Source organism: Streptomyces sp. NBC_00335, from assembly GCF_036127095.1.
Classification (GTDB): domain Bacteria; phylum Actinomycetota; class Actinomycetes; order Streptomycetales; family Streptomycetaceae; genus Streptomyces.
In genome coordinates, this window is record NZ_CP108006.1 from 6,031,801 (window position 1) to 6,050,145 (window position 18,345).

At 73.6% G+C, this 18,345-nt stretch carries 15 protein-coding genes and 1 pseudogene; 7 read left to right on the plus strand and 9 right to left on the minus strand.

The genetic code is table 11. The annotated features are described in order from the left end of the window. Positions 1 to 32: 32 nt before the first annotated feature. The 4 genes from OHA37_RS27415 to OHA37_RS27430 form a co-directional block, all read right to left on the minus strand. Positions 33 to 1,043 (minus strand): LLM class F420-dependent oxidoreductase, encoded by a 1,011-nt coding sequence (locus tag OHA37_RS27415; protein ID WP_266909232.1) that lies wholly within the window; start codon positions 1,041 to 1,043, stop codon positions 33 to 35. A 106-nt stretch (positions 1,044 to 1,149) separates the two neighbouring features. Then, positions 1,150 to 1,968, minus strand: coding sequence for a hypothetical protein (locus tag OHA37_RS27420; protein ID WP_266909233.1), 819 nt, complete (start codon positions 1,966 to 1,968; stop codon positions 1,150 to 1,152). Positions 1,969 to 2,116: 148 nt separating this feature from the next. Continuing rightward, complete coding sequence (locus OHA37_RS27425; RefSeq protein ID WP_266909234.1) at positions 2,117 to 3,109, minus strand: N-acetylmuramoyl-L-alanine amidase; 993 nt, start codon at positions 3,107 to 3,109, stop codon at positions 2,117 to 2,119. Positions 3,110 to 3,240: 131 nt separating this feature from the next. Continuing rightward, positions 3,241 to 3,882: a class I SAM-dependent methyltransferase gene (locus OHA37_RS27430; protein WP_266909235.1), complete on the minus strand. Its 642-nt coding sequence runs from the start codon at positions 3,880 to 3,882 to the stop codon at positions 3,241 to 3,243. A gap of 204 nt (positions 3,883 to 4,086) precedes the next feature. Here OHA37_RS27430 and OHA37_RS27435 point away from each other — a divergent pair, with 204 nt between their 5' ends. Further along, a complete protein-coding gene (locus OHA37_RS27435; RefSeq protein WP_266909236.1) occupies positions 4,087 to 4,710 on the plus strand; it encodes a hypothetical protein in 624 nt (207 codons plus the stop codon). Positions 4,711 to 4,838: 128 nt separating this feature from the next. On the opposite strand, the gene OHA37_RS27440 is transcribed toward OHA37_RS27435, so the two are convergent. Next, positions 4,839 to 5,420, minus strand: a complete 582-nt coding sequence (locus OHA37_RS27440; protein ID WP_266909237.1) for an AAA family ATPase — start codon at positions 5,418 to 5,420, stop codon at positions 4,839 to 4,841. A 93-nt stretch (positions 5,421 to 5,513) separates the two neighbouring features. Continuing rightward, positions 5,514 to 6,398, minus strand: coding sequence for a LysR family transcriptional regulator (locus OHA37_RS27445; RefSeq protein WP_266909238.1), 885 nt, complete (start codon positions 6,396 to 6,398; stop codon positions 5,514 to 5,516). Between the two features lie 77 nt (positions 6,399 to 6,475). On the opposite strand from OHA37_RS27445, the gene OHA37_RS27450 reads away from it, so the two are divergent. From OHA37_RS27450 to OHA37_RS27465, 4 genes are all read left to right on the plus strand, one after another. Beyond that, positions 6,476 to 7,213, plus strand: coding sequence for a CTP synthase C-terminal region-related (seleno)protein (locus tag OHA37_RS27450; RefSeq protein WP_266909239.1), 738 nt, complete (start codon positions 6,476 to 6,478; stop codon positions 7,211 to 7,213). Positions 7,214 to 7,408: 195 nt separating this feature from the next. Next, complete coding sequence (locus OHA37_RS27455; RefSeq protein WP_266909240.1) at positions 7,409 to 9,400, plus strand: serine/threonine-protein kinase; 1,992 nt, start codon at positions 7,409 to 7,411, stop codon at positions 9,398 to 9,400. 122 nt (positions 9,401 to 9,522) lie between these two features. Beyond that, positions 9,523 to 11,652, plus strand: a complete 2,130-nt coding sequence (locus OHA37_RS27460) for an acyl-CoA dehydrogenase (protein ID WP_266909241.1) — start codon at positions 9,523 to 9,525, stop codon at positions 11,650 to 11,652. A gap of 23 nt (positions 11,653 to 11,675) precedes the next feature. Then, complete coding sequence (locus OHA37_RS27465; protein WP_266909242.1) at positions 11,676 to 12,863, plus strand: lipid-transfer protein; 1,188 nt, start codon at positions 11,676 to 11,678, stop codon at positions 12,861 to 12,863. Positions 12,864 to 13,687: 824 nt separating this feature from the next. On the opposite strand, the gene OHA37_RS27470 is transcribed toward OHA37_RS27465, so the two are convergent. After that, entirely contained in the window at positions 13,688 to 14,158 is a 471-nt protein-coding gene (locus OHA37_RS27470; RefSeq protein ID WP_323182415.1) for an amidohydrolase family protein, read from the minus strand. Positions 14,159 to 14,608: 450 nt separating this feature from the next. Continuing rightward, a pseudogene (locus OHA37_RS27475) lies at positions 14,609 to 15,109 on the minus strand (amidohydrolase family protein); the annotation flags it as partial. A 179-nt stretch (positions 15,110 to 15,288) separates the two neighbouring features. On the opposite strand from OHA37_RS27475, the gene OHA37_RS27480 reads away from it, so the two are divergent. Continuing rightward, the gene (locus OHA37_RS27480) at positions 15,289 to 16,599 is read left to right on the plus strand and encodes a cytochrome P450 family protein (RefSeq protein WP_443046222.1); all 1,311 of its coding nucleotides are present in this window, start codon (positions 15,289 to 15,291) and stop codon (positions 16,597 to 16,599) included. Between the two features lie 129 nt (positions 16,600 to 16,728). On the opposite strand, the gene OHA37_RS27485 is transcribed toward OHA37_RS27480, so the two are convergent. Beyond that, the gene (locus OHA37_RS27485; protein WP_266913123.1) at positions 16,729 to 17,097 is read right to left on the minus strand and encodes a DNA-binding response regulator; all 369 of its coding nucleotides are present in this window, start codon (positions 17,095 to 17,097) and stop codon (positions 16,729 to 16,731) included. A 352-nt stretch (positions 17,098 to 17,449) separates the two neighbouring features. On the opposite strand from OHA37_RS27485, the gene OHA37_RS27490 reads away from it, so the two are divergent. Then, positions 17,450 to 18,322, plus strand: coding sequence for a MaoC/PaaZ C-terminal domain-containing protein (locus OHA37_RS27490; RefSeq protein WP_266909244.1), 873 nt, complete (start codon positions 17,450 to 17,452; stop codon positions 18,320 to 18,322). The last annotated feature ends 23 nt before the right edge of the window (positions 18,323 to 18,345 follow it).

Below are 18,345 nucleotides of genomic sequence, written 5' to 3' on the forward strand. Positions count from 1 at the left end.
GCGCGGGCCAGGCGAGATCCGAAAGAGACGGCCTAGCTGTTCAGCTCCGCCAGGACCCGCAGGGTGTGGGGGTCGGGGGCGGTCAGGAGCAGGTCGGTCACCGGGCCCTTGCGCCACAGCTCCAGGCGCTCGGCGATCCGCTCCCGCGGTCCGACCAGGGAGATCTCGTCCGCGAAGGCGTCCGGGACGGCCATGACGGCCTCTTCCTTGCGCCCGGCCAGGAACAGCTCCTGGATCCGGTGCGCCTCCTCCTCGTAGCCCATCCGCCCCATGAGGTCGGCGTGGAAGTTGCGTGCCGCGTGGCCCATCCCGCCGATGTAGAAGCCGAGCATCGCCTTCACCGGGAGCAGCCCCTCCGCGACGTCGTCGCAGACCTTCGCCCTGGCCATCGGGGCGATCATGAACCCCTCGGGGAGCTCGGAGAGCGAGGCCTGGTAGACGTCCGTGCGGGTCGGCGACCAGTAGAGGGGGAGCCAGCCGTCCGCGATGCGGGTGGTCTGGGCGATGTTCTTCGGGCCCTCCGCGCCGAGCAGGATCGGCAGGTCCGCCCGCAGCGGGTGGGTGATGGGCTTGAGGGGCTTGCCGATGCCGGTGCCGTCCGCGCCCCGGTACGGGTGGCTGTGGAAGCGGCCGTCCAGTGCGACCGGGGCCTCGCGGCGCAGCACCTGGCGGATGACGTCCACGTACTCCCGGGTCGCCGTCAGGGGGCTGGAGGGGAAGGGGCGCCCGTACCAGCCCTCGACCACCTGCGGGCCGGACAGGCCGAGGCCCAGCATCATCCGGCCGCCGGACAGGTGGTCCAGGGTCAGGGCCTGCATGGCGGTGGCGGTCGGGGTGCGGGCGGCCATCTGCGCGATGGCGGTGCCCAGGCGGATCCGCGAGGTGTGCGCGGCGATCCAGGTGAGCGGGGTGAAGGCGTCCGAGCCCCAGGCCTCGGCCGTCCACACGGAGTCGTAGCCGAGGTTCTCGGCTTCGGCGGCGAGGTCGAGGTGGTCCGGGTTGGGGCCGCGGCCCCAGTAGCCGAGTGCGAGTCCGAGGCGCATGTGACGGTCCCCTCCACGAATCTGACGATGCGTCAGGTGACTGTAGGGCAACGGCCCCCCGCCCGGAAGGGCGGGGGGCCGTCGTGACGTCTGCGGGCTCGCGGGATCAGCCGCGCTGGATGCCCGAGGTGTCGTTCAGGACGCCGCGGCGGCCGTCCTGGGTCTGGGCGATGAGGGTGGCCGGACCGCGCTGCTCCACGGCCAGGTACCAGGTGCCGGGCGCGAGCTCCGCGATCGGGGCGGGGTTGCCGTCCTCGGCGAAGAGCGGACGGGCCACCGGAACGGCGAACCAGAACGGAGTGAAGTCCGCCGCCGGGGCCGGCTGCGGGGCCGCGTCCTGCGGGGTCTGGGGCTGCTCGTTGCCGCCGCCGTAGGGCGGGGCCGGCTGCGGGGCGGCCCCGTACGGCTGCGGCTCCTGGCCGCCCGGGTACCCGTACCCGGCACCCGGCTGCTGCGGCTGGCCGCCGTACGGCGGGACGGGGGCGACGGCGGGCTTCGGGTCCGGGATCAGCTGCCCGGCGAGCGCGGGCACCTTCGGCCCGAAGAGGGTCACGCCGGCCAGCACGGCCGTGGCGAGGAAGCCGATGACGGCGCCCGCGCCCAGGTCGGCCCCGGTCGGGCAGGTGATCAGGGCCCAGAGCGCGGACCAGGCCGCCGCGACGGAGAGCACCGTGCCCCAGGCCTGGAAGGGCAGGCCCAGGAGCTGGCGCCCGGCGGGCTGCAGGCGGGCCGTGACGAGCAGGCCGACGGCGATGAACGCGAGCAGGAAGATGCTCGGCAGCGCCAGGTGGAACACGTCGGTGTCCCATGCGCTCGGTGCGTCGACGCCGGGCGCGGAATAGAAATCGAGGAACGAGGCGATGAACAGCAGCACCGCTGCTCCGATCACCACGCCGTCGCCTCGAGTGAGGGATCGGATGTTCACGTCTTAGGTGTCCTTCTCGGTCTCGTCGTCTCGTGGTGCGTGGGTGCCCGCCGTGACGCAGGGGGGCGGGCGGCACCATGGTACGGAGCTTTGCCGCGGCCGAGAGGATCGGGGCTGCGGGCCGTCCGGAGGGACGGTCCTGGTGGCCCTACCCGCCGAGGAAGCCGACGATGCCGTCCGCGATGCCCTGGGCCGCTTTCTGGCGCCACTCCGGACTCGACAGCTGCGCCGCGTCCTTGGCATCACGCATGTTGCCGCATTCGATGAACACCTTGGGCCTGGTCGAGAGGTTCAGTCCGCCCAGATCGTCGCGGACGACCAATCCGGTACCGCTGCCGAGGTAGTTGGCGGGCGCGGAACCGGTGGTCCGGGCGAAGTTCCCGGCGATCCGCTCGCCGAGCCGCCGGGACGGTTCGATGATCTTCGCGGTGTCGGCGCCGCCGCCCTTGACCTTGGCGGGGAGGATGACGTGGAAACCGCGGCTGCCGGACGAGACCCCGTCCGCGTGGACGGAGACCACGGCGTCGGCGGCGGCCTCGTTGCCGATGCGGGCGCGCTCGTCGATGCACGGGCCGAAGGGGCGTTCCTTGCCGGCCTCGTGGGTGAGGACCACCTTGAGGCCCTTGGCCTCCAGGACGGTGCGCAGGCGCCGGGACACGTCCATGCTGAACTCGGCTTCCATGTAGCCGGAGTTGGTGGTCGTGCCGGTGGTGTCGCACTCCTTGCGGTTGGTGCCGATGTCCACCTGGCGGTTGATCTCGGTGGTGTGCTTGAAGTTGCCCGTGTTGTGGCCGGGGTCGATGACGACGGTGCGGCCGGCGAGGCCCTTGGCGGCGGCGGGGCTCGGGGAGGTGCCCGGGGCCCCGGAGGGGGCGGCGCTCGCGCCCGGTGCGGGGGTCGGCGCGGCCGACGCGGAAGATGCCGCCGCCGACGCCGCCAGCGGCATCACGATCCGGGGCGGCCGCGAGTCGTCGCCCGCGCCCCCGCTCAGCACCTCGGTCAGTACCCACCCGGCCAGAGCGGCCGGGGCGATGGCGGCCACCGCGACGACCAGGGTCGACCGGCGGGCGTACCAGGGCCGGTCCGGACTGATGGACGTCGAGGACTCGGGAAGCGGCGGGGAGCTTTCGTCGTAGCGCACCTGGCGATGCTAGACCGGCGGTCGGTCGGCCGTACGGACCCTGGGCCATCCGGGGGCGCGGTGAGGTTATATGCCGGGGGCGGGGATGCGGCGCGGGGCCGCACCCCCGGGGCCGGGCCCGGTGCCGGGGGTCAGATGCCCTCGCCCGTGCGGCGCAGGACGCGCAGGGAGTCGGTCACCGAGACCTCCTCGAAGGCGCCCGAGGCCAGGGCGCGCAGGTAGATCCGGTACGGGGCCTGGCCGCCGTCGGCCGGGTCGGGGAACACGTCGTGGATCACCAGCGTGCCGCCCTCGGCGACGTGCGGGGCCCAGCCCTCGTAGTCGCCCGTGGCGTGCTCGTCGGTGTGGCCGCCGTCGATGAAGACCAGGCCGAGCTTGCCGCCCCAGGCCGCGGCGACCTTCGGGGAGCGGCCGACGATCGCGATGACGTGGTCCTCCAGGCCGGCCTTGTGCAGGGTCCGGCGGAAGGTGGGCAGGGTGTCCATCAGCCCGACCTCGGGGTCGACGACGCTCGGGTCGTGGTACTCCCAGCCGGGCTGCTGCTCCTCGCTGCCCCGGTGGTGGTCCACGGTGAGCGCGCTCACCCCCGCCTCGCGGGCGGCGTCGGCGAGCAGGATCGTGGAGCGCCCGCAGTAGGTGCCGACCTCCAGCAACGGCAGCCCGAGCCGCGCCGCTTCGGCCGCCGCCGCGTACAGGGCGAGCCCTTCCCCCACGGGCATGAACCCCTTGGCGGCCTCGAAGGCGGCGAGGGTCTCCGGCTTGGGGCTGGCCATGGTGTTCCTCCTGCGGGGTGGTCTGCGTACGGCGTACATCGGCGGCCCATGGTGCCTTACCCGCTGGTAGGACGCCATGCCCGGGGGTCTGGCCCGCTGTGCGGGGGCGGGCCGCGGCGGCGCACGGGTCGACATGAGCTGCCGTCCATCAACATCTCGACAGTTTTACTTGTCGTTCTGGCTGGTGGCAGGTAGACATGTCACATGGATGATTCGGTAGCGATCCCGACCCCCGACAGGAACGACGAGGACTTCTGGGCCGCCGTCATGAACCTCGTGGAGCCCGCCTGGAGCGAGCCCGCCGAGGACGAGGCGTTCGACATGGACGACCAGGTGCTCGACGCGGTCCGCCCACTGGCACGGCGCATCTCGACGCGCGCCCAGGCCTACCGGGCCGCCGGCAAGCCCTTCGACTCCGCCCTCATGGCCGCCCCCGACGTACAACTGGCCCTGCTGCGGGCGCTCTACGAAGCCAAGCGGTCCGTCGAGCGGATGGCGGAGAGCGCCGCGACCGTGGCCGGCCGCAGCGGAGCCAGCTACACGCAGCTCGGCGCGGCCTGGGGCGGCATCAAGCGGCAGTCCGCCCGCCTCAAGTGGCCCCACGCGGTGGCGAAGCGGTCCGCCAGCGAGTCCATCCCGCTGCGCTACGCCGGCGGTACCGCCGTCATCCACCACGACCCGGACGCCGACGCCTGGTGGTACACCGCCGTCGCCGCGGACGGGCGGGAGGAGGAGTCGCAGGCCGTGCACCCCACGTACGCCGAGGCCATCGCCCGGGCGACCGAGTTCCTCCTGGGCCACGGCGGGCCCGACGGGCCGGGGGCCTGAGGGCGCGGGCGCCGCTCGCTCAGTACCCCCTGACGAGGAGGCCGGCACGGCCGTCCGGAGGGAGGCCGCGGAGGCCTTCGGGTACGAGAACTCCTTGCGGGCGGGGCGCGGCGGGGAACGGAGGCAGGCTAGGGCCTGTCGTCACCGATCCCGGGGCCAGACACCAGGCCGGTGGCGGCCAGGATCGCTTCGACCGTCTCCTCGACCGTCTGCCCGGCGTTGTCGATCCACGTTCCCTCCTGCCCGATTTCGGAGCGCATCGCCCCGTCCAGCGGGGACCAGTCCACGGCAAGGGCCTTCTCGCGGGCCTGGTTGCGCTGCCACGCGACCTCCGGGCCCGGGGCCAGTACGACGACGTGCAGCGGCACCGCCGTCAGCGTCGTGCGGTAGAAGTCGAGGTGGGAACGGCGGACGACGACGTCGTCGAGCACCGGGACGAAACCGGCCCGGGCGAAGCTGTCCGCCAGCAGGCAGGCGTTGCGGGCCCGCAGGAAGATCTGCCGGTCGGCCTCCGGGTTCGCGGCCGGGGACGGCCACTGCCCGCCATTGACGATCATGTCCTGGAGTGCGTCCACCTCCACCCGGGCCGACATCCGCAGCCGCGCGGCCAGCGCCCCGGCCACCGTGGACTTCCCGCTCCCGGGGATGCCGGTCAGGAGGACTGCTGCCGCGGCCGGTTCGCGGTCGACGGGTATGAGGGACAGGGTCATGGGAGCTCTCCGGGCGATCACTGGGGGCGAGGTCCGTTTCCCGGCCCCTTCGGCCATTCTCGCAATCCATGATCGGGACGGGCCCGGCCAGGCCTATCCCGCGGCCGTGAGGAGGGCCGCCAGGCGGGCCGCGTGCGGTGTCGGGTCCGCCGGGTGGAGGAGTTCCGTGCGGTGGAGCAGCCGCGGGGCGGCGACCGGGACCGCCCTGGTGCCGGGGAAGGCGGCGGCCAGGGAGAGGGGGAGGGCGGTCAGACCGTGCCCGGCGGCGGCCAGCGCGGCCAGCGCGTGCGGGTCCGTGCCGTGGTGGCGGATCCGCGGGTGGAAGCCGGGGCTGTGGCTGACCTCGCGGAGCCGGGCGAGGGGGACCGCCGTGTCGGGGGCGTCGATCCACTGCGCCTGCGCGAGGTCGGGCAGCCGGACCGAACTGCGCCGCGCCAGGGGGTGGTCGTGGGGGAAGAGCACGGCCAGGGGCTCCTCGGCGACGGCGAGGGTGACCGTGGGGCCGAGGTCCGGCAGCGGGAGGGGGTCGCTGGGCGCGGCCACTCCGTCCACGAGGCCGAGGTCGGCGCGGGCGGTCAGTACCTCCTCGACCACCGCGTCCCGGCCCAGGACGTGCAGGTCGGCCTCCACCGGCCCCGCGGCGCGCAGCCGGGCCAGGGCCCGCGCGAGCGCCGGGCCGAAGGCCGCGGGGGAACAGGCCAGCGTCAGCCGGGCGCCGGGGGCCCGGTGCAGGCGGGCGATGTCGGCGCGGGCCGCGTCCAGGCGCAGGAGGAGCGCGGGGGCGTGTTCCATCAGCCGGACCCCCGCCTCGGTGGGGGCGACGGGCCGGCGCTCGACCAGCCTGGCGCCCAAGTCGGCTTCGAGCGCCGCGATGTGCTGCGAGACGGCCGACTGCGTGTAGCCGAGGACCGAGGCGGCGGTGGAGAAGGAGCGGTGTTCGAGGACCGCGACGAAGGTGCGCAGCAGATGCGGATCCATGCGCATCAGTATCGCTTATGCGGGTAGTGCGGATCATCGTTGGACGTGATGGGCCGGCGGCTCGGAGGATGGCCGTCATGAACGCGAACCACATCTCCGAACCGGCCGCACCCACCGCCCGCATCGCTCTGATCGCTGACCGTTCCGACGCCGTACGCTCCCACGCCCGCGTCCCCGGCCTGCTGGAGGCGCTGCGCCTGCGCGAGGGCCTGGACCTGGACGCCTACTGGATCCCCACCGAGGAAGCCGGTGAGGGCATGGACGGGTTCGACGCCGTCTGGGTCCTGCCCGGCAGCCCCTACCGCAGCGAGAGCGGGGTGCTCACGGCGATCCGGGACGCCCGCGAGAACGGCATCCCCTTCCTCGGCACCTGCGGCGGCTTCCAGCACGCCCTGCTGGAGTTCGCCCGTACGGTCTGCGGCCTCGACCGGGCCGCCCACGCCGAGAACGACCCGGCGACGGCCGAGTCGGACGCGGTGGTCGTCCCGCTGGCCTGCTCGCTCGTGGGCCACGAGGGGACCGTACGGGTCACCCCCGGCTCCCGCGCCGCCCGGCTGCTCGGCGCGGACCGCACGCAGGCCCGGTACCACTGCAACTACGGCCCCAACCCGCTCCACTTGGACCTGCTGCGGGCGCACGGCATGACCTTCACGGGCGCCGACGAATCCGGCGACATCCGCATCGCCGAACTGGCCGAGCACCCCTTCTTCCTGGCCACCCTCTTCCAGCCCGAACTGGACGGCGACGGCACCCGCGCCCACCCGCTCGTCGCAGGCCTGGCGGCGGCCGCCGCCGAACACGCGCGGAGCCGCTAGCCGCCGGCCGCCGGCCGCGGGGGCCGGGGCTCTGGTCGAAGCTCTTGGGCGACTCCTCCGGCAGCGGACCGTCCGGATTCCTCGCAGTCGCCCGACCTCGCCTTCGAGGCTCAGGTGAACTGGCTCTACCCTGAGCCGAGTTCGACGGGACGGGCCGACCGGCCGCCCGCAGTGGATCACCGGGGGACGGGCAGCATGGGCAGCGGGACCGGCAAGGGGCAGGGCGGCGGCAGTGATGACAACGTCGACGGCGGCATAAAGCCGCTCTTGGCGGGGGATCCGAGCCGGATCGGGCCGTACCTGCTGCTCGGGCGCCTCGGCGCCGGCGGGATGGGCCGGGTGTTCCTGGCCCGGTCCGAAGGCGGGCGTACGGTCGCGGTGAAGGTGGTGCACGAGGAGCACGTGGCCGACGCGCAGTTCCGGGCCCGCTTCCGCCGCGAGATCGACGCCGCCCGGAAGGTGGGCGAGCGGTACACCGCACCCGTCCTGGACGCGGACCCCGACGCCGAACGGCCCTGGGTGGCGACCGGATACGTACCGGGACTCTCGCTGGAGCAGATCGTTCGCCGGCACGGTCCCCTGCCCCTGGACTCCGTACACGCCCTCGCGGACGGGCTGCTGCACGCGCTCGAGGACATCCACACCGCCGGGATCGTGCACCGCGACCTCAAGCCGTCGAACGTGATGCTGACCGTCGAGGGCAGCCGGGTCATCGACTTCGGGATCTCGCGGGCCCTGGAGACCTCCGTCGAATCGCTGCTCACCAGCACCGGCATGGTCGTCGGTTCGCCCGGGTTCATGTCGCCCGAGCAGGTGCGCGGGCAGCGGGCCGGGGCGAAGAGCGACGTGTTCACGCTCGGCTGTGTCCTGATGTACGCGGTCACGGGCGAGCTGCCCTTCGGGCACGGGGCCAGCAACCAGCACGCGGTGATGTTCCAGATCGTGGAGGGCGAACCGGCCCTGGAACGGGTGGCGGACGCCTCGCTGCGCGCGCTCATCGGCCGCTGCCTGGTCAAGGGCGTCGAGGAACGGCCGGGCGTGGACGAGCTGCTGGCGGATCCGGATCGGGTCCGCCCGGCGGTGCGCGGCGGTGCGTGGCTGCCGCCCGAGGTGGTGGAGCGGCTGGCCCGGCAGGCGGCGCGGCTGCTCGACGCGGAGGCGGTGCCGGTGGAGGTGCCGGGTCCGGAGTCCGTGTCCGCGCCCCTGGGGGACGGGGGAGCGGGGGGTGCGCAGACCCCCGACCGGGGCACGCTCGGGCTGCGGCCGGGGTCGGGAGGGGCTGGTGGGTCCGGTGGGGCCGGCGAGCAGGTCGTCGGGGTCGTTGAGCCGACGGGCGGGTCGGCGGCCGGTCCGGCCACGGCCGGCGGTACGGCGGACCGCGAGCAGCGCCGGGCGCGGCGGCGGCTGACCGTAGCCGTACCGGCCGTCCTGGTGCTCACCGTCGGCGGGGGCACGGTGGCCCTGCTCCAGCCGTTCGGCGGCGGCGGAGGGTCGCAGGCCGCGCCCCCGGCGAGCAGCGCGCCCCTGACGCCCGGCGCTTCCGCGGGCTCCCCTTCGGCGGCGAGCGGTTCGCCGGCCTCCGGCGCACCGAACTCCGAGAGCCCGCAGGCCCCCCAGAGCCCGCCCGCGCCGGTGCCGGACGGCCAGGCCGTCGCCGGACAGGGCGCGGCGGCGGGCGCGGGGACCCCCGGCGGGGGCTCCGGCACCCCGGGCGGCAGCAGCGCGACCCAGGGCGGCGGCGGGGGTCCGGCCGGCGGCGGCACCGGTACAGGAACCAGCCCGAGCGCCACCCCCGGGGGCTCGGGCTCGCCGAGCGGTGGCGGATCACCCGGCGGCGGCGGCTCCGGCGGCAACGACACGGTCCCCGCGTACTTCGCCGGGACCTGGACCTACAAGGGCGACTTCAACATCGGCCAGCCGGGGACGGTGATCATCACCCGGTCCGGGGCGGTCCGCCTGATCAACGAGTCCCAGACGGGCCACTGCGAGAACATCGCCAAGGTGACCTCGCTGGCCTCCGGCGGGACCCGGATCAACATCGGCGCGGCGGCGGTGGACAAGTCCAAGTCCACCGGCCAGTTCTGCGGGGTCCTGGACCCCTCCTTCTTCACCAAGAGCCTGCCGGTCGGCCTCCAGCACAACGTGGGCCCCTCGCACGGCGAGGGCTACTACTACGAGAAGTCCTGACGTCCGTGCTCGGCACGGCTTGAGATCCGGTCCGGACGGCAGGGCTGCGGCGGTCCGCAAAGCGAGAACACGTTTCAGTTCTGACCTTCCGTCAGAATGCAACGTGTTCTACTCTGCCGCGCATGGGCATCGGAATCACACAGGAACAGCGGGAGTTGGCCGAGGCCGTACGCGGCTGGGTCGCGCGGGCCGTGCCGCCCGAGGAGGTGCGCAAGCTCCTCGACACCCCGCCGCAGACGGGCTCGCGGCCCGCCTACTGGGACGGGCTGCTCGCCTCCGGGCTGCTGGAGCCGCACCTGGAGGGCGGAACCCTGCTCGACCTCGCCGTCGTGGTGGAGGAGGCCGCCCGGGCGGCGCTCCCCGGGGCGTACCTGCCGAGCGTGCTGGCCTCCGTACTCCTGGACCGGGCCGCGGCCGAGCCCCTCGGGGGGCGGGTCGGGGCCGTGGCGCTCGGGCCCGGGGACCTGACCGCCGTCGCTGTGGAGGGCGGCTACCTCCTCGACGGCACCGCGCCGCCGGTGCTGGGAGCGGGCGAGGCCGACCTCGTGCTGCTCGCCGCCGAGACCGCGCACGGGACCCGCTGGTTCGCCGTCGACGCCGCCGCGCTGGACATCCGTACCCAGGACAGCGCCGACCCCACCCGGCCCACCGCCGAGGTCCGCGCCCGCGGGGTCACCGCCGGGCCGGGCGCCCTGCTGGAACTCGACGCCGCCCTCGTACGGGACCTCGCCTGCGTGCTGTTCGCCGCCGACGCCTGCGGCACCGCCGCCTGGGCGCTGCAGACCGCCGCCGAGTACGCGAAGGTGCGCGAGCAGTTCGGGCGGCCCATCGGGCAGTTCCAGGGCATCAAGCACCTGTGCGCCGACATGCTGGTGCGCGTGGAGCAGGCCCGGGCGCTCGCCTGGGACGCCGCTCAGGCCACCGAGGAGCCGGCCGAGGTGCGCTCCCTGGTGGCCGCGCTGGCCGCCGGCACCGCGCTGGACGCCGCGTACTCCTGCGCCAAGGACTGCGTCCAGGTGCTCGGCGGCATCGGCTTCACCTGGGAGCACGACGCCCACATCTACCTCCGCCGGTCCCTCGTCGCCCGCCAGCTCCTCGGCTCCGGCGACGGCCACCGGGTCCGTGCCGTACGGCTCGCCGCCGCCGGCGCGCGGCGCGAACTGCGCCTGGAACTGCCCGCGCACGCCGAGACCCACCGCGCGAAGGCCCGTACCGCCATCGCGGACGCCGCCGGCCTCGACCCCGCCACCGCCCGCCGGGTGCTGGCACCCACCGGGTACGCGGCCCCCTACCTGCCGGCCCCGTACGGGCTCGGCGCCGGACCCGTCGAACAACTCGTCGTGCAGCAGGAACTGGCCGCCGCCGGGGTCAAGGTCGCCGACCTCGGGATCGCCACCTGGGTGGTGCCCTCGCTGCTCGCCTACGGGACCCCCGAACAGCAGGAGCGCCACCTGCTGCCCACGCTGCGCGGGGACGTCACCTGGTGCCAGCTCTTCTCCGAGCCGGGCGCCGGCTCCGACCTCGCCTCGCTGCGGACCAAGGCGGAGCGGGCGCCCGGCGGGGACGGCTGGATCGTCAACGGGCAGAAGGTGTGGACGAGTTCCGCGCACAGCGCCGACTACGGGATCCTGCTGGCCCGCACCGACCCGGACGCCCCCAAGCACAAGGGGCTCGGCTACTTCATCGTGGACATGAAGACCCCCGGGATCGACATCCGGCCGCTCAAGGAGATCACCGGCGAAGCCCTCTTCAACGAGGTCTACTTCGACGACGTGCCGCTGCCGCCGGACGCCCTCGTGGGCGCGGAGGACGGCGGCTGGAAGGTCGCCCGCAACACCCTCGGCAACGAACGCGTCCACATGGCCGACCAGATGACCTTCGACACCGGCCTGGAGGCACTGCTCGCCCGCTCCGCCGAACTCGAAGGCGGGTACCGGGTGCGGATCGGCGCCCTGGCCGCCGAGGCGCACGCGCTGGCCTGCATCGGGCTGCGCACCACGCTCCAGCAGGTCTCCGGACTGGAGCCGGGCGCGGGCGCGTCCGTACGCAAACTCGTCCAGACCCCGCACCAGCAGCGGACCGCCGAGCTCACGCTCGAACTGCTGGGTCCGGCGGGCGCGGTGAGCGAGGGGGCGGGGAAGCGGGCGGTGCACGGCATGCTCATGTCCCGCTGCCTGACCATCGCCGGGGGCACCACACAGGTCCAGCTCAACGTCGTCGCCGAGCGGATTCTCGGCCTTCCCAGGGACTGAAGCGAAGGGCAGTGGGGACACACATGAAGTCGTACATCGTGGGCGTCGGCATGACGAAGTTCGAGAAGCCGGAGTCGAGGGACTGGCAGTACTGGGACATGGTCAAGGAGGCCGGCGACGCGGCGCTCTCCGACGCGGGCATCGACTACGGGCTGGTCGAGCAGGTGCCGGTCGGCTACTGCTTCCAGGCCTCCACGGCCGGCCAGCGGGCCGCGTACGAGCTGGGGCTGAGCGGGGTACCCGTCTACAACGTCAACAACAACTGCGCGACGGGCTCGACCGCGCTGATGATGGCGCGGCAGTTCGTGGAGGGCGGGATCAACGACTGCGTGCTGGCGCTGGGCTTCGAGAAGATGAAGCGCGGGGCGCTGGGCGGGGGCGCGGACGGCGGGGACTTCAAGACCTCGCCGGTGGCCCGGCACTACGGGATCATGGCCGCCGGGCACGGCTTCGAGATGTCGCCGCCGACCGCGCAGATCTTCGGCAACGCGGCGCGGGAGCACATGAAGCTCTACGGGACCACGGCCGCGCAGCTGGCGGCGGTCGGGGCGAAGAACCACCGGCACTCGGCGAACAATCCGAACGCGCAGTTCCAGGACGTCTACACGGTCGAGGAGATCCTCGCCGCGAAGACGATCCACGAGCCGCTGACGAAGCTGCAGTGCTCGCCGACGTCGGATGGCGCGGCGGCCGCGGTCGTCGTGTCGGAGCGGTTCGTGGAGCGGCACGGGCTGGGGGAGCGGGCGGTGGAGATCGTCGCGCAGTCGATGACCACGGATACCGAGGCCTCCTTCGCCTCCGGCTCCTGCATCGACGTGGTCGGCAAGCCGATGACGGCGGCGGCGGGGCGGGCGGTCTTCGCGGCGTCCGGGCTCGGGATCGGGGACGTGGACGTCATCGAGCTGCACGACTGCTTCTCGATCAACGAGCTGCTGACGTACGAGGCGCTGGGCATGTGCGAGGACGGCGGCGCCGGGGAACTGGTGGAGTCGGGCGCGACGACGTACGGCGGGCGGTGGGTGGTCAACCCGTCGGGCGGCCTCATCTCGAAGGGCCACCCGCTGGGTGCGACGGGCCTTGCGCAGGCGGCGGAGCTCGTCTGGCAGCTGCGGGGTGAGGCGGGGGCGCGGCAGGTTCCGGGGGCGAGGGTTGCGCTGGCGCACAACATCGGGCTGGGTGGGGCGGCGGTGGTTACGCTCCTGCGGCGGTAGCTCCGCGGGGTGCGGCGCGGCGCCGTTGCCGGGGACCAGTCCCCGGGCCCCTGCGCCTCAAGCGCCGGCGGGGCTGGGGTTTGCCTGGGTCCGGCCCGGCTGCGGATGGGGGCCGGTGCCGGGGGCGGGGTGGGGTGTCGGCCTGGACTGCATGATTTAGGCGCCCTCTGTTCCGCTTTGACAGGGTTCGGGCTGTACCTGCGCCACAAATCACGCTCTACGTCCAGGCCGACACCCCACCCCGCCCCCGTCCCCGACCCGGGCGGCCAACTTGCGCGACCGGGGGGTCGGCTTGCCAGGCTCGGGTGTCTTCGTGCCCGGCCCGGGTGCCCCGGCCCCGACTGGGGCGCGGATGTCTCCCACCGGGTGTCCCCGTCCCCGACTGGGGCGCGGATGCCTCCGACCGGGTGTCCCCGTCCCCGACTGAGGCGCGGACATCTCCGACCGGGTGTCCCCGTCCCCGTCCCCGAGTGAGGCGAGGACGTCTCCGACCGAGATTCCCGGCCCTGGCTGGGGAGCTGGCGTTCGCGGCTCCTGCCTGGACGGCTTCCGGCTTCGCCGGTGGTGGGGGCTTTCGGCCCTGAGTGGTTGGGGGGTCGAGCCCCTGGGCTCTTCAGCCGCCGGGTGGTTGGGGCCTTTTAGCCGTCCGGCGTTTGAGGACCGGGGTCTGGGGCGGAGCCCCAGAGGGGGTCCGGGCGCAGCCCGGTACCCCTTCCCAGCCCGTCCGGCGTTTGAGGACCGGGTCAGGGCCGGCCCTGGGAACGGTGGAAGGGCGGGTCGGGGACTTCGCTCCGCGCAGCGGCCACGGCGAGGCGCGGCGCCGCTCAGACGGGCGCAGGGCTCAGCGCAGCCAAACTCGGCATCAACCGCAGCGCGTTCTCCCGGTTGATCGCCCGATGGTGCGCCGGCGTCAGGGCGGGGTCACCCGCCAGCGCCGGCAGGGCGATGTCCGTGACCATCTCCGCAGGGCACGCCGGCCAGTCGCTGCCGAAGAGGATGCGGTCGGGGGACGCCATCGCCAGCAGGGTGCCCGCGGGGGACATGGGCCCGGCCGTGTCGTAGTAGAAGCGGAGCAGGTGGTCCCGGACCATCGCCGGGTCGACGGGCGGGGTGAGCGCCCCCGCGAAGGCCTGCACCCGGGTGGCGATGTGCGGGAGGAAGCCGCCCGCGTGCGGCAGGATCACCGACAGGTTCGGGAACCGGTCCAGGGTGCCCTTGTGGATCATGTTCAGCGCGGCCCGCGTCGTGTCCAGGAGGAAGTCGCACAGGAAGTTCGGAATCCCCGGGACGGCCACGGCCCCAGGTCCGCCGCCCGCTCCCGGGCTTCCGCCTGACCCTGGGCCTCCGCCTGACCCTGGGCCTCCGCCTGACCCTGGGCCTCCGCCTGACCCTGGGCCTCCGCCCGGCCCTGGGGCTCCGCCCGGCCCTGGGCCTCGGCCCGTTCCTGGGCCTCCGCCCGCGCCCGGCCCCGCGCCCGGCCCTGCGCCTCGGCCGGTTCCTGGGCCTCCGCCTGGCCCCGGGCCTCCGCCCGCGCCTGGGCCTCCGCCCGTACCGGGTCCTCCGCCCGTGCCCGGCCCCGCCCCCGGGCCTGCGCCCAGCCCCGCCCCGGGGCCTCCGCCTGCGTCCAGCCCTGAGCGCGCGCCCGCGCCCGGCCCTGGTCCTCCGCCCGAGCCTGGGCCTCCGCCCGAGCCCGGACCTCCGCCAGGGAACGACCCCCCGCTCGGCAGCGGCAGGTTGTGCGGGTGTGTGTCCACGATGGCTGAGCGTTCGTTGAGTTCGGCGAAGAGTGGGTCGTAGGAGGGGTCGCCCAGGTAGACGCCCCCGTAGTTCGCCGTGACGTTCACCCCCACCGCCCCCAGCTCGTCGAGTCCGCGCCGCAGCGCCCAGCGGGCGACCTCCGGGGCGTCGAGGAAGAGGGGGGTGTGGAACGCGAAGCGGCCCGGATGGGCGTTCGTGACGTCCGCGGCCGCCCGCAGGGTGATGGCGGTGGCCTCGCGCAGTTGTGCGGACGTCGTGTAGCGCGCCGGCAGCATGGGCTTGAGGACGGCGGTGGCGATTCCCGCCCGGTCCATGAGGTCCAGGGCCGCCGCGGAGTCCCAGCGTGCCCACGGCGGCAGGGCCTTCCGGTTCGCCAGGCCCTGGACCTCGGCCCACTCCAGCCACTCCGGGGCGCAGAAGTGGTGGTGGACGTCGATCCGGTGGCGACTGGCGTCGTCCAGGGGGGAGAGGTCTGCGGTGTCCGGCATGGGGGGACCTTATGGCGGGGCCCCGCGGGTGTTCGCGGGACGGGTCCGGGACCCGGCCGATCCGCTCAGGCGGGCGTAGTTTCGGGCCCGAACGGGGTAACGGATGTTATTCGGGCCGCGGGCCGAGGGAGTGAGGTGGCTGGACAGTCGAGCCCCGAGCCCCACGAGAGGTCTGAGCCGTGACGACCGAACCCGCAGTGGCCGTGAGTGACGGCCTCCCCGTCGACGAGGCCGTCGCGGCCGTGTCCATGGGTACGCCGGAGTACCGTACGTGCCCCTACCCGGTCTACCGGTCGCTGCGCGAGCAGGCCCCCGTCTGCAAGCTGACCACGCGCCACGGGGTGGACACGTATCTCATCACCCGGTACGAGGACGCCCGCCTCGCGCTGTCCGATCCGCGCATCGGCAAGGACATGCACGAGGGCATCGACATCTACCACGCCGTTTTCGGGGACACCTGCGACGCCCTCGACGACAACCTGATCTTCGCCGACCCCCCTCGGCACACCCGGCTGCGGCACATCGCCCACGAGGCCTTCACCCCGCGCCACGTCAAGCTCCTGCGCCCGCGCATCGAGCAGCTCGCCGGCGAACTGCTGGCCAAGTGCCCGACGGACACCCCCGTCGACCTGATGGCCTCCTTCGCCATGCCGCTCCCCGTCATGGTCATCTGCGAGCTGCTCGGCATCGTCGGGGACGAGCGCACCGACGTGTTGAAGTGGTTCGGACAGGTGACCCGCTCCCGGTTCAGCAAGGACATGTCCGGCGAGCTGGCCGCGGCGGAGGACTGGCTGCGGAACTACTTCCTCGATCTGGTCGGCCGTAAGCGCGCCGAGCCCACCGACGACTTCCTCACCGTGCTGATCCAGACGCAGCACGAGGACGGGGCCCTGACCGACGACGAACTCGTCTCGATGATGTGGGTCCTGCTCTTCGCCGGCCACAAGACCACGACCTACCAGATCGGCAACGCGGTCTTCTCCCTGCTCGCCCACCCCGACCAGCTGGCGCTGGTCCGGGAGGACCGCGCGCTCCTGCCCCAGGCGGTCGAGGAGCTGGTCCGGTTCGAGTGTTCCGTGGAGACCTCCACGTTCCGCTACGCCCTGGAGGACCTGGAGATCGGGGGAGTGGCCGTCCCCCGGGGCTCGCTGGTCCAGATCGCGATCTCCTCGGCGAACCGCGACCCGGAGAAGTTCGCGGACCCGGACACCCTGGACATCACGCGCAAGGGGCTGCAGAGCACCCAACTCGGCTTCGGTCACGGACCGCACTACTGCCTCGGCGCCCCGCTCGCCCGCATGGAGCTGGAGATCGCGCTGACGGCCCTGCTCGACCGGTTCCCCGACATGGTCCTGGCCACCCCGGAGGCCGGTCAGGAGGACTGGCTCAAGGGGCCCTTCCCGGCCTTCCGCGGGCTGGAGCGGCTGCCGGTCGCCCTGGACCCCTCGCGGACGGTCGACGACTGGACCGAGGCTACGCCCACCGGCTGAGTCCGCCCAGACACGCGCGCGTACGCCCGCCCCGTCGATCCGGAGGGATCGACGGGGCGGGCGCGTGTGTGCCCGGGCGGACGTCCGTGCGTGTGGTGGGCGTCCGTGCGTGTGGTAGGCCTACGAGGCCTACGAGGCCTGCGGGGTCTCCAGTGCCGGGTCGACCACCGTCTCCCCCCGGGAGGCGCGCCGGACGCAGTCCGCGAGGTCCTCGACCGGGCCGTCCCGCAGGACCAGGCCCGCCGCTCCGGCGGCGAGTGCGGCCTGCGGCAGGCCCGGGTGGGCGGAGCCCGTCAGCACCAGGATCCGGCATTCCGGATCCTCCGCCAGGAGCACCGGTACGCGCTCCACCGACTCCGTCAGCGCCACCGCCGGGCGGGCCAGCGCCGAAGTCACCACCTCGATGTCGGGCTGGAGGCCGAGGAGGACCGCCAGGGCCGGGTTCGGCGGGTCCAGGAGCACCCGCAGGGATCGGGCGGGGCGCAGGGGAACGGGCATCTCATCCACCCGGCCAGGGTAGGGGCGAAGTGTCCCGTACCGGCGTAACGCACCGCGGGAGAAGTGAGTCTGACAGAGAGTCAGGAGTCTTCCCAACTGCTGGGGCGTGCGTTATACATTCCTTCACCGGGCAACCTAGAACGCGTTCTAGAGTGCCGGGTCCCTCATACGACCTCGGTGCGGCCGACGGTGCGGACGGCCGCGCCGAGGTCTTCCAAGGCACCGCGCTTCCACAGCCGGTGCCGTACGGCCGGTACTACGCGACCGGTGCTCCAGAGCCGGTGCCACACGACCGGCGCCAGACAGCCGGTGCCCCGAAGAGGGTGTTTCCAACACAGGGAGCAGCACGCCCATGCCGATCGATGCCGCCAAGGCCCTCGCCGCCGAACCCCGCCAGGGGAACATCGCCTGGGACCACAAGGACATCCAGCTCTACCACCTCGGACTCGGCGCGGGGACCTCCCCGAACAACCCCGGGGCCGCCACCGACCCCGACGAGCTGCGCTACACCCTGGAGTCCAAGCTCCACGTGCTCCCCAGCTTCGCGACCGTCGCCGGCTCCGGCATGGCCATGATGGGCGGCCTCGCCGCCCCCGGCATCGAGGTCAACCTCGCCAACGTGCTGCACGGCAGCCAGTCCATCGAGCTGCACCGGCCCATCCCGGTCAAGGGACAGGCCGCCTCCACCGCCAAGGTGGCCGCCGTCTACGACAAGGGCAAGGCGGCCGTGATCGTCCTGCGCACCGAGGTCGCGGACGCCGACGGGCCGCTGTGGACCTCCGACGCGTCGATCTTCGTCCGCGGCGAGGGCGGCTTCGGCGGAGACCGCGGTCCCTCCGTCAAGGCCGAGCAGCCCGAGCGGGCGCCCGACCGGGTGGAGGAGCGCAAGATCCGCGAGGAGCAGGCGCTGCTCTACCGCCTCTCCGGAGACTGGAACCCGCTCCACGCGGACCCCGAGTTCGCCAAGATGGCCGGCTTCGACCAGCCGATCCTGCACGGCCTGTGCTCGTACGGAATGACCCTGAAGGCCGTGGTCGACACCGTCCTGGACGGCGACGTGTCCCGCGTCCGCGCCTACCGCACCCGCTTCGCCGGGATCGTCTTCCCCGGCGAGACCCTGCGGATCCGGATGTGGCAGGAGCCCGGCCGCGTCCTGGTCACGGTGAGCGCCGCCGACCGGGACGACGCCCCGGTCCTCGCCGACACCGTCGTCGAACACGGCTGAGCCGTACGCAGCTGAGCGGACGC

Bases quoted from the DNA above. Each gene is read 5' to 3' on its own strand.
- OHA37_RS27435 (WP_266909236.1), top strand. From the start codon at position 4,087: ATGGATGATTCGGTAGCGATCCCGACCCCCGACAGGAACGACGAGGAC.
- OHA37_RS27440 (WP_266909237.1), bottom strand. From the start codon at position 5,420: ATGACCCTGTCCCTCATACCCGTCGACCGCGAACCGGCCGCGGCAGCA.
- OHA37_RS27415 (WP_266909232.1), bottom strand. From the start codon at position 1,043: ATGCGCCTCGGACTCGCACTCGGCTACTGGGGCCGCGGCCCCAACCCG.
- OHA37_RS27455 (WP_266909240.1), top strand. From the start codon at position 7,409: ATGGGCAGCGGGACCGGCAAGGGGCAGGGCGGCGGCAGTGATGACAAC.
- OHA37_RS27445 (WP_266909238.1), bottom strand. From the start codon at position 6,398: ATGGATCCGCATCTGCTGCGCACCTTCGTCGCGGTCCTCGAACACCGC.
- OHA37_RS27430 (WP_266909235.1), bottom strand. From the start codon at position 3,882: ATGGCCAGCCCCAAGCCGGAGACCCTCGCCGCCTTCGAGGCCGCCAAG.
- OHA37_RS27485 (WP_266913123.1), bottom strand. From the start codon at position 17,097: ATGCCCGTTCCCCTGCGCCCCGCCCGATCCCTGCGGGTGCTCCTGGAC.
- OHA37_RS27450 (WP_266909239.1), top strand. From the start codon at position 6,476: ATGAACGCGAACCACATCTCCGAACCGGCCGCACCCACCGCCCGCATC.
- OHA37_RS27465 (WP_266909242.1), top strand. From the start codon at position 11,676: ATGAAGTCGTACATCGTGGGCGTCGGCATGACGAAGTTCGAGAAGCCG.
- OHA37_RS27460 (WP_266909241.1), top strand. From the start codon at position 9,523: ATGGGCATCGGAATCACACAGGAACAGCGGGAGTTGGCCGAGGCCGTA.
- OHA37_RS27490 (WP_266909244.1), top strand. From the start codon at position 17,450: ATGCCGATCGATGCCGCCAAGGCCCTCGCCGCCGAACCCCGCCAGGGG.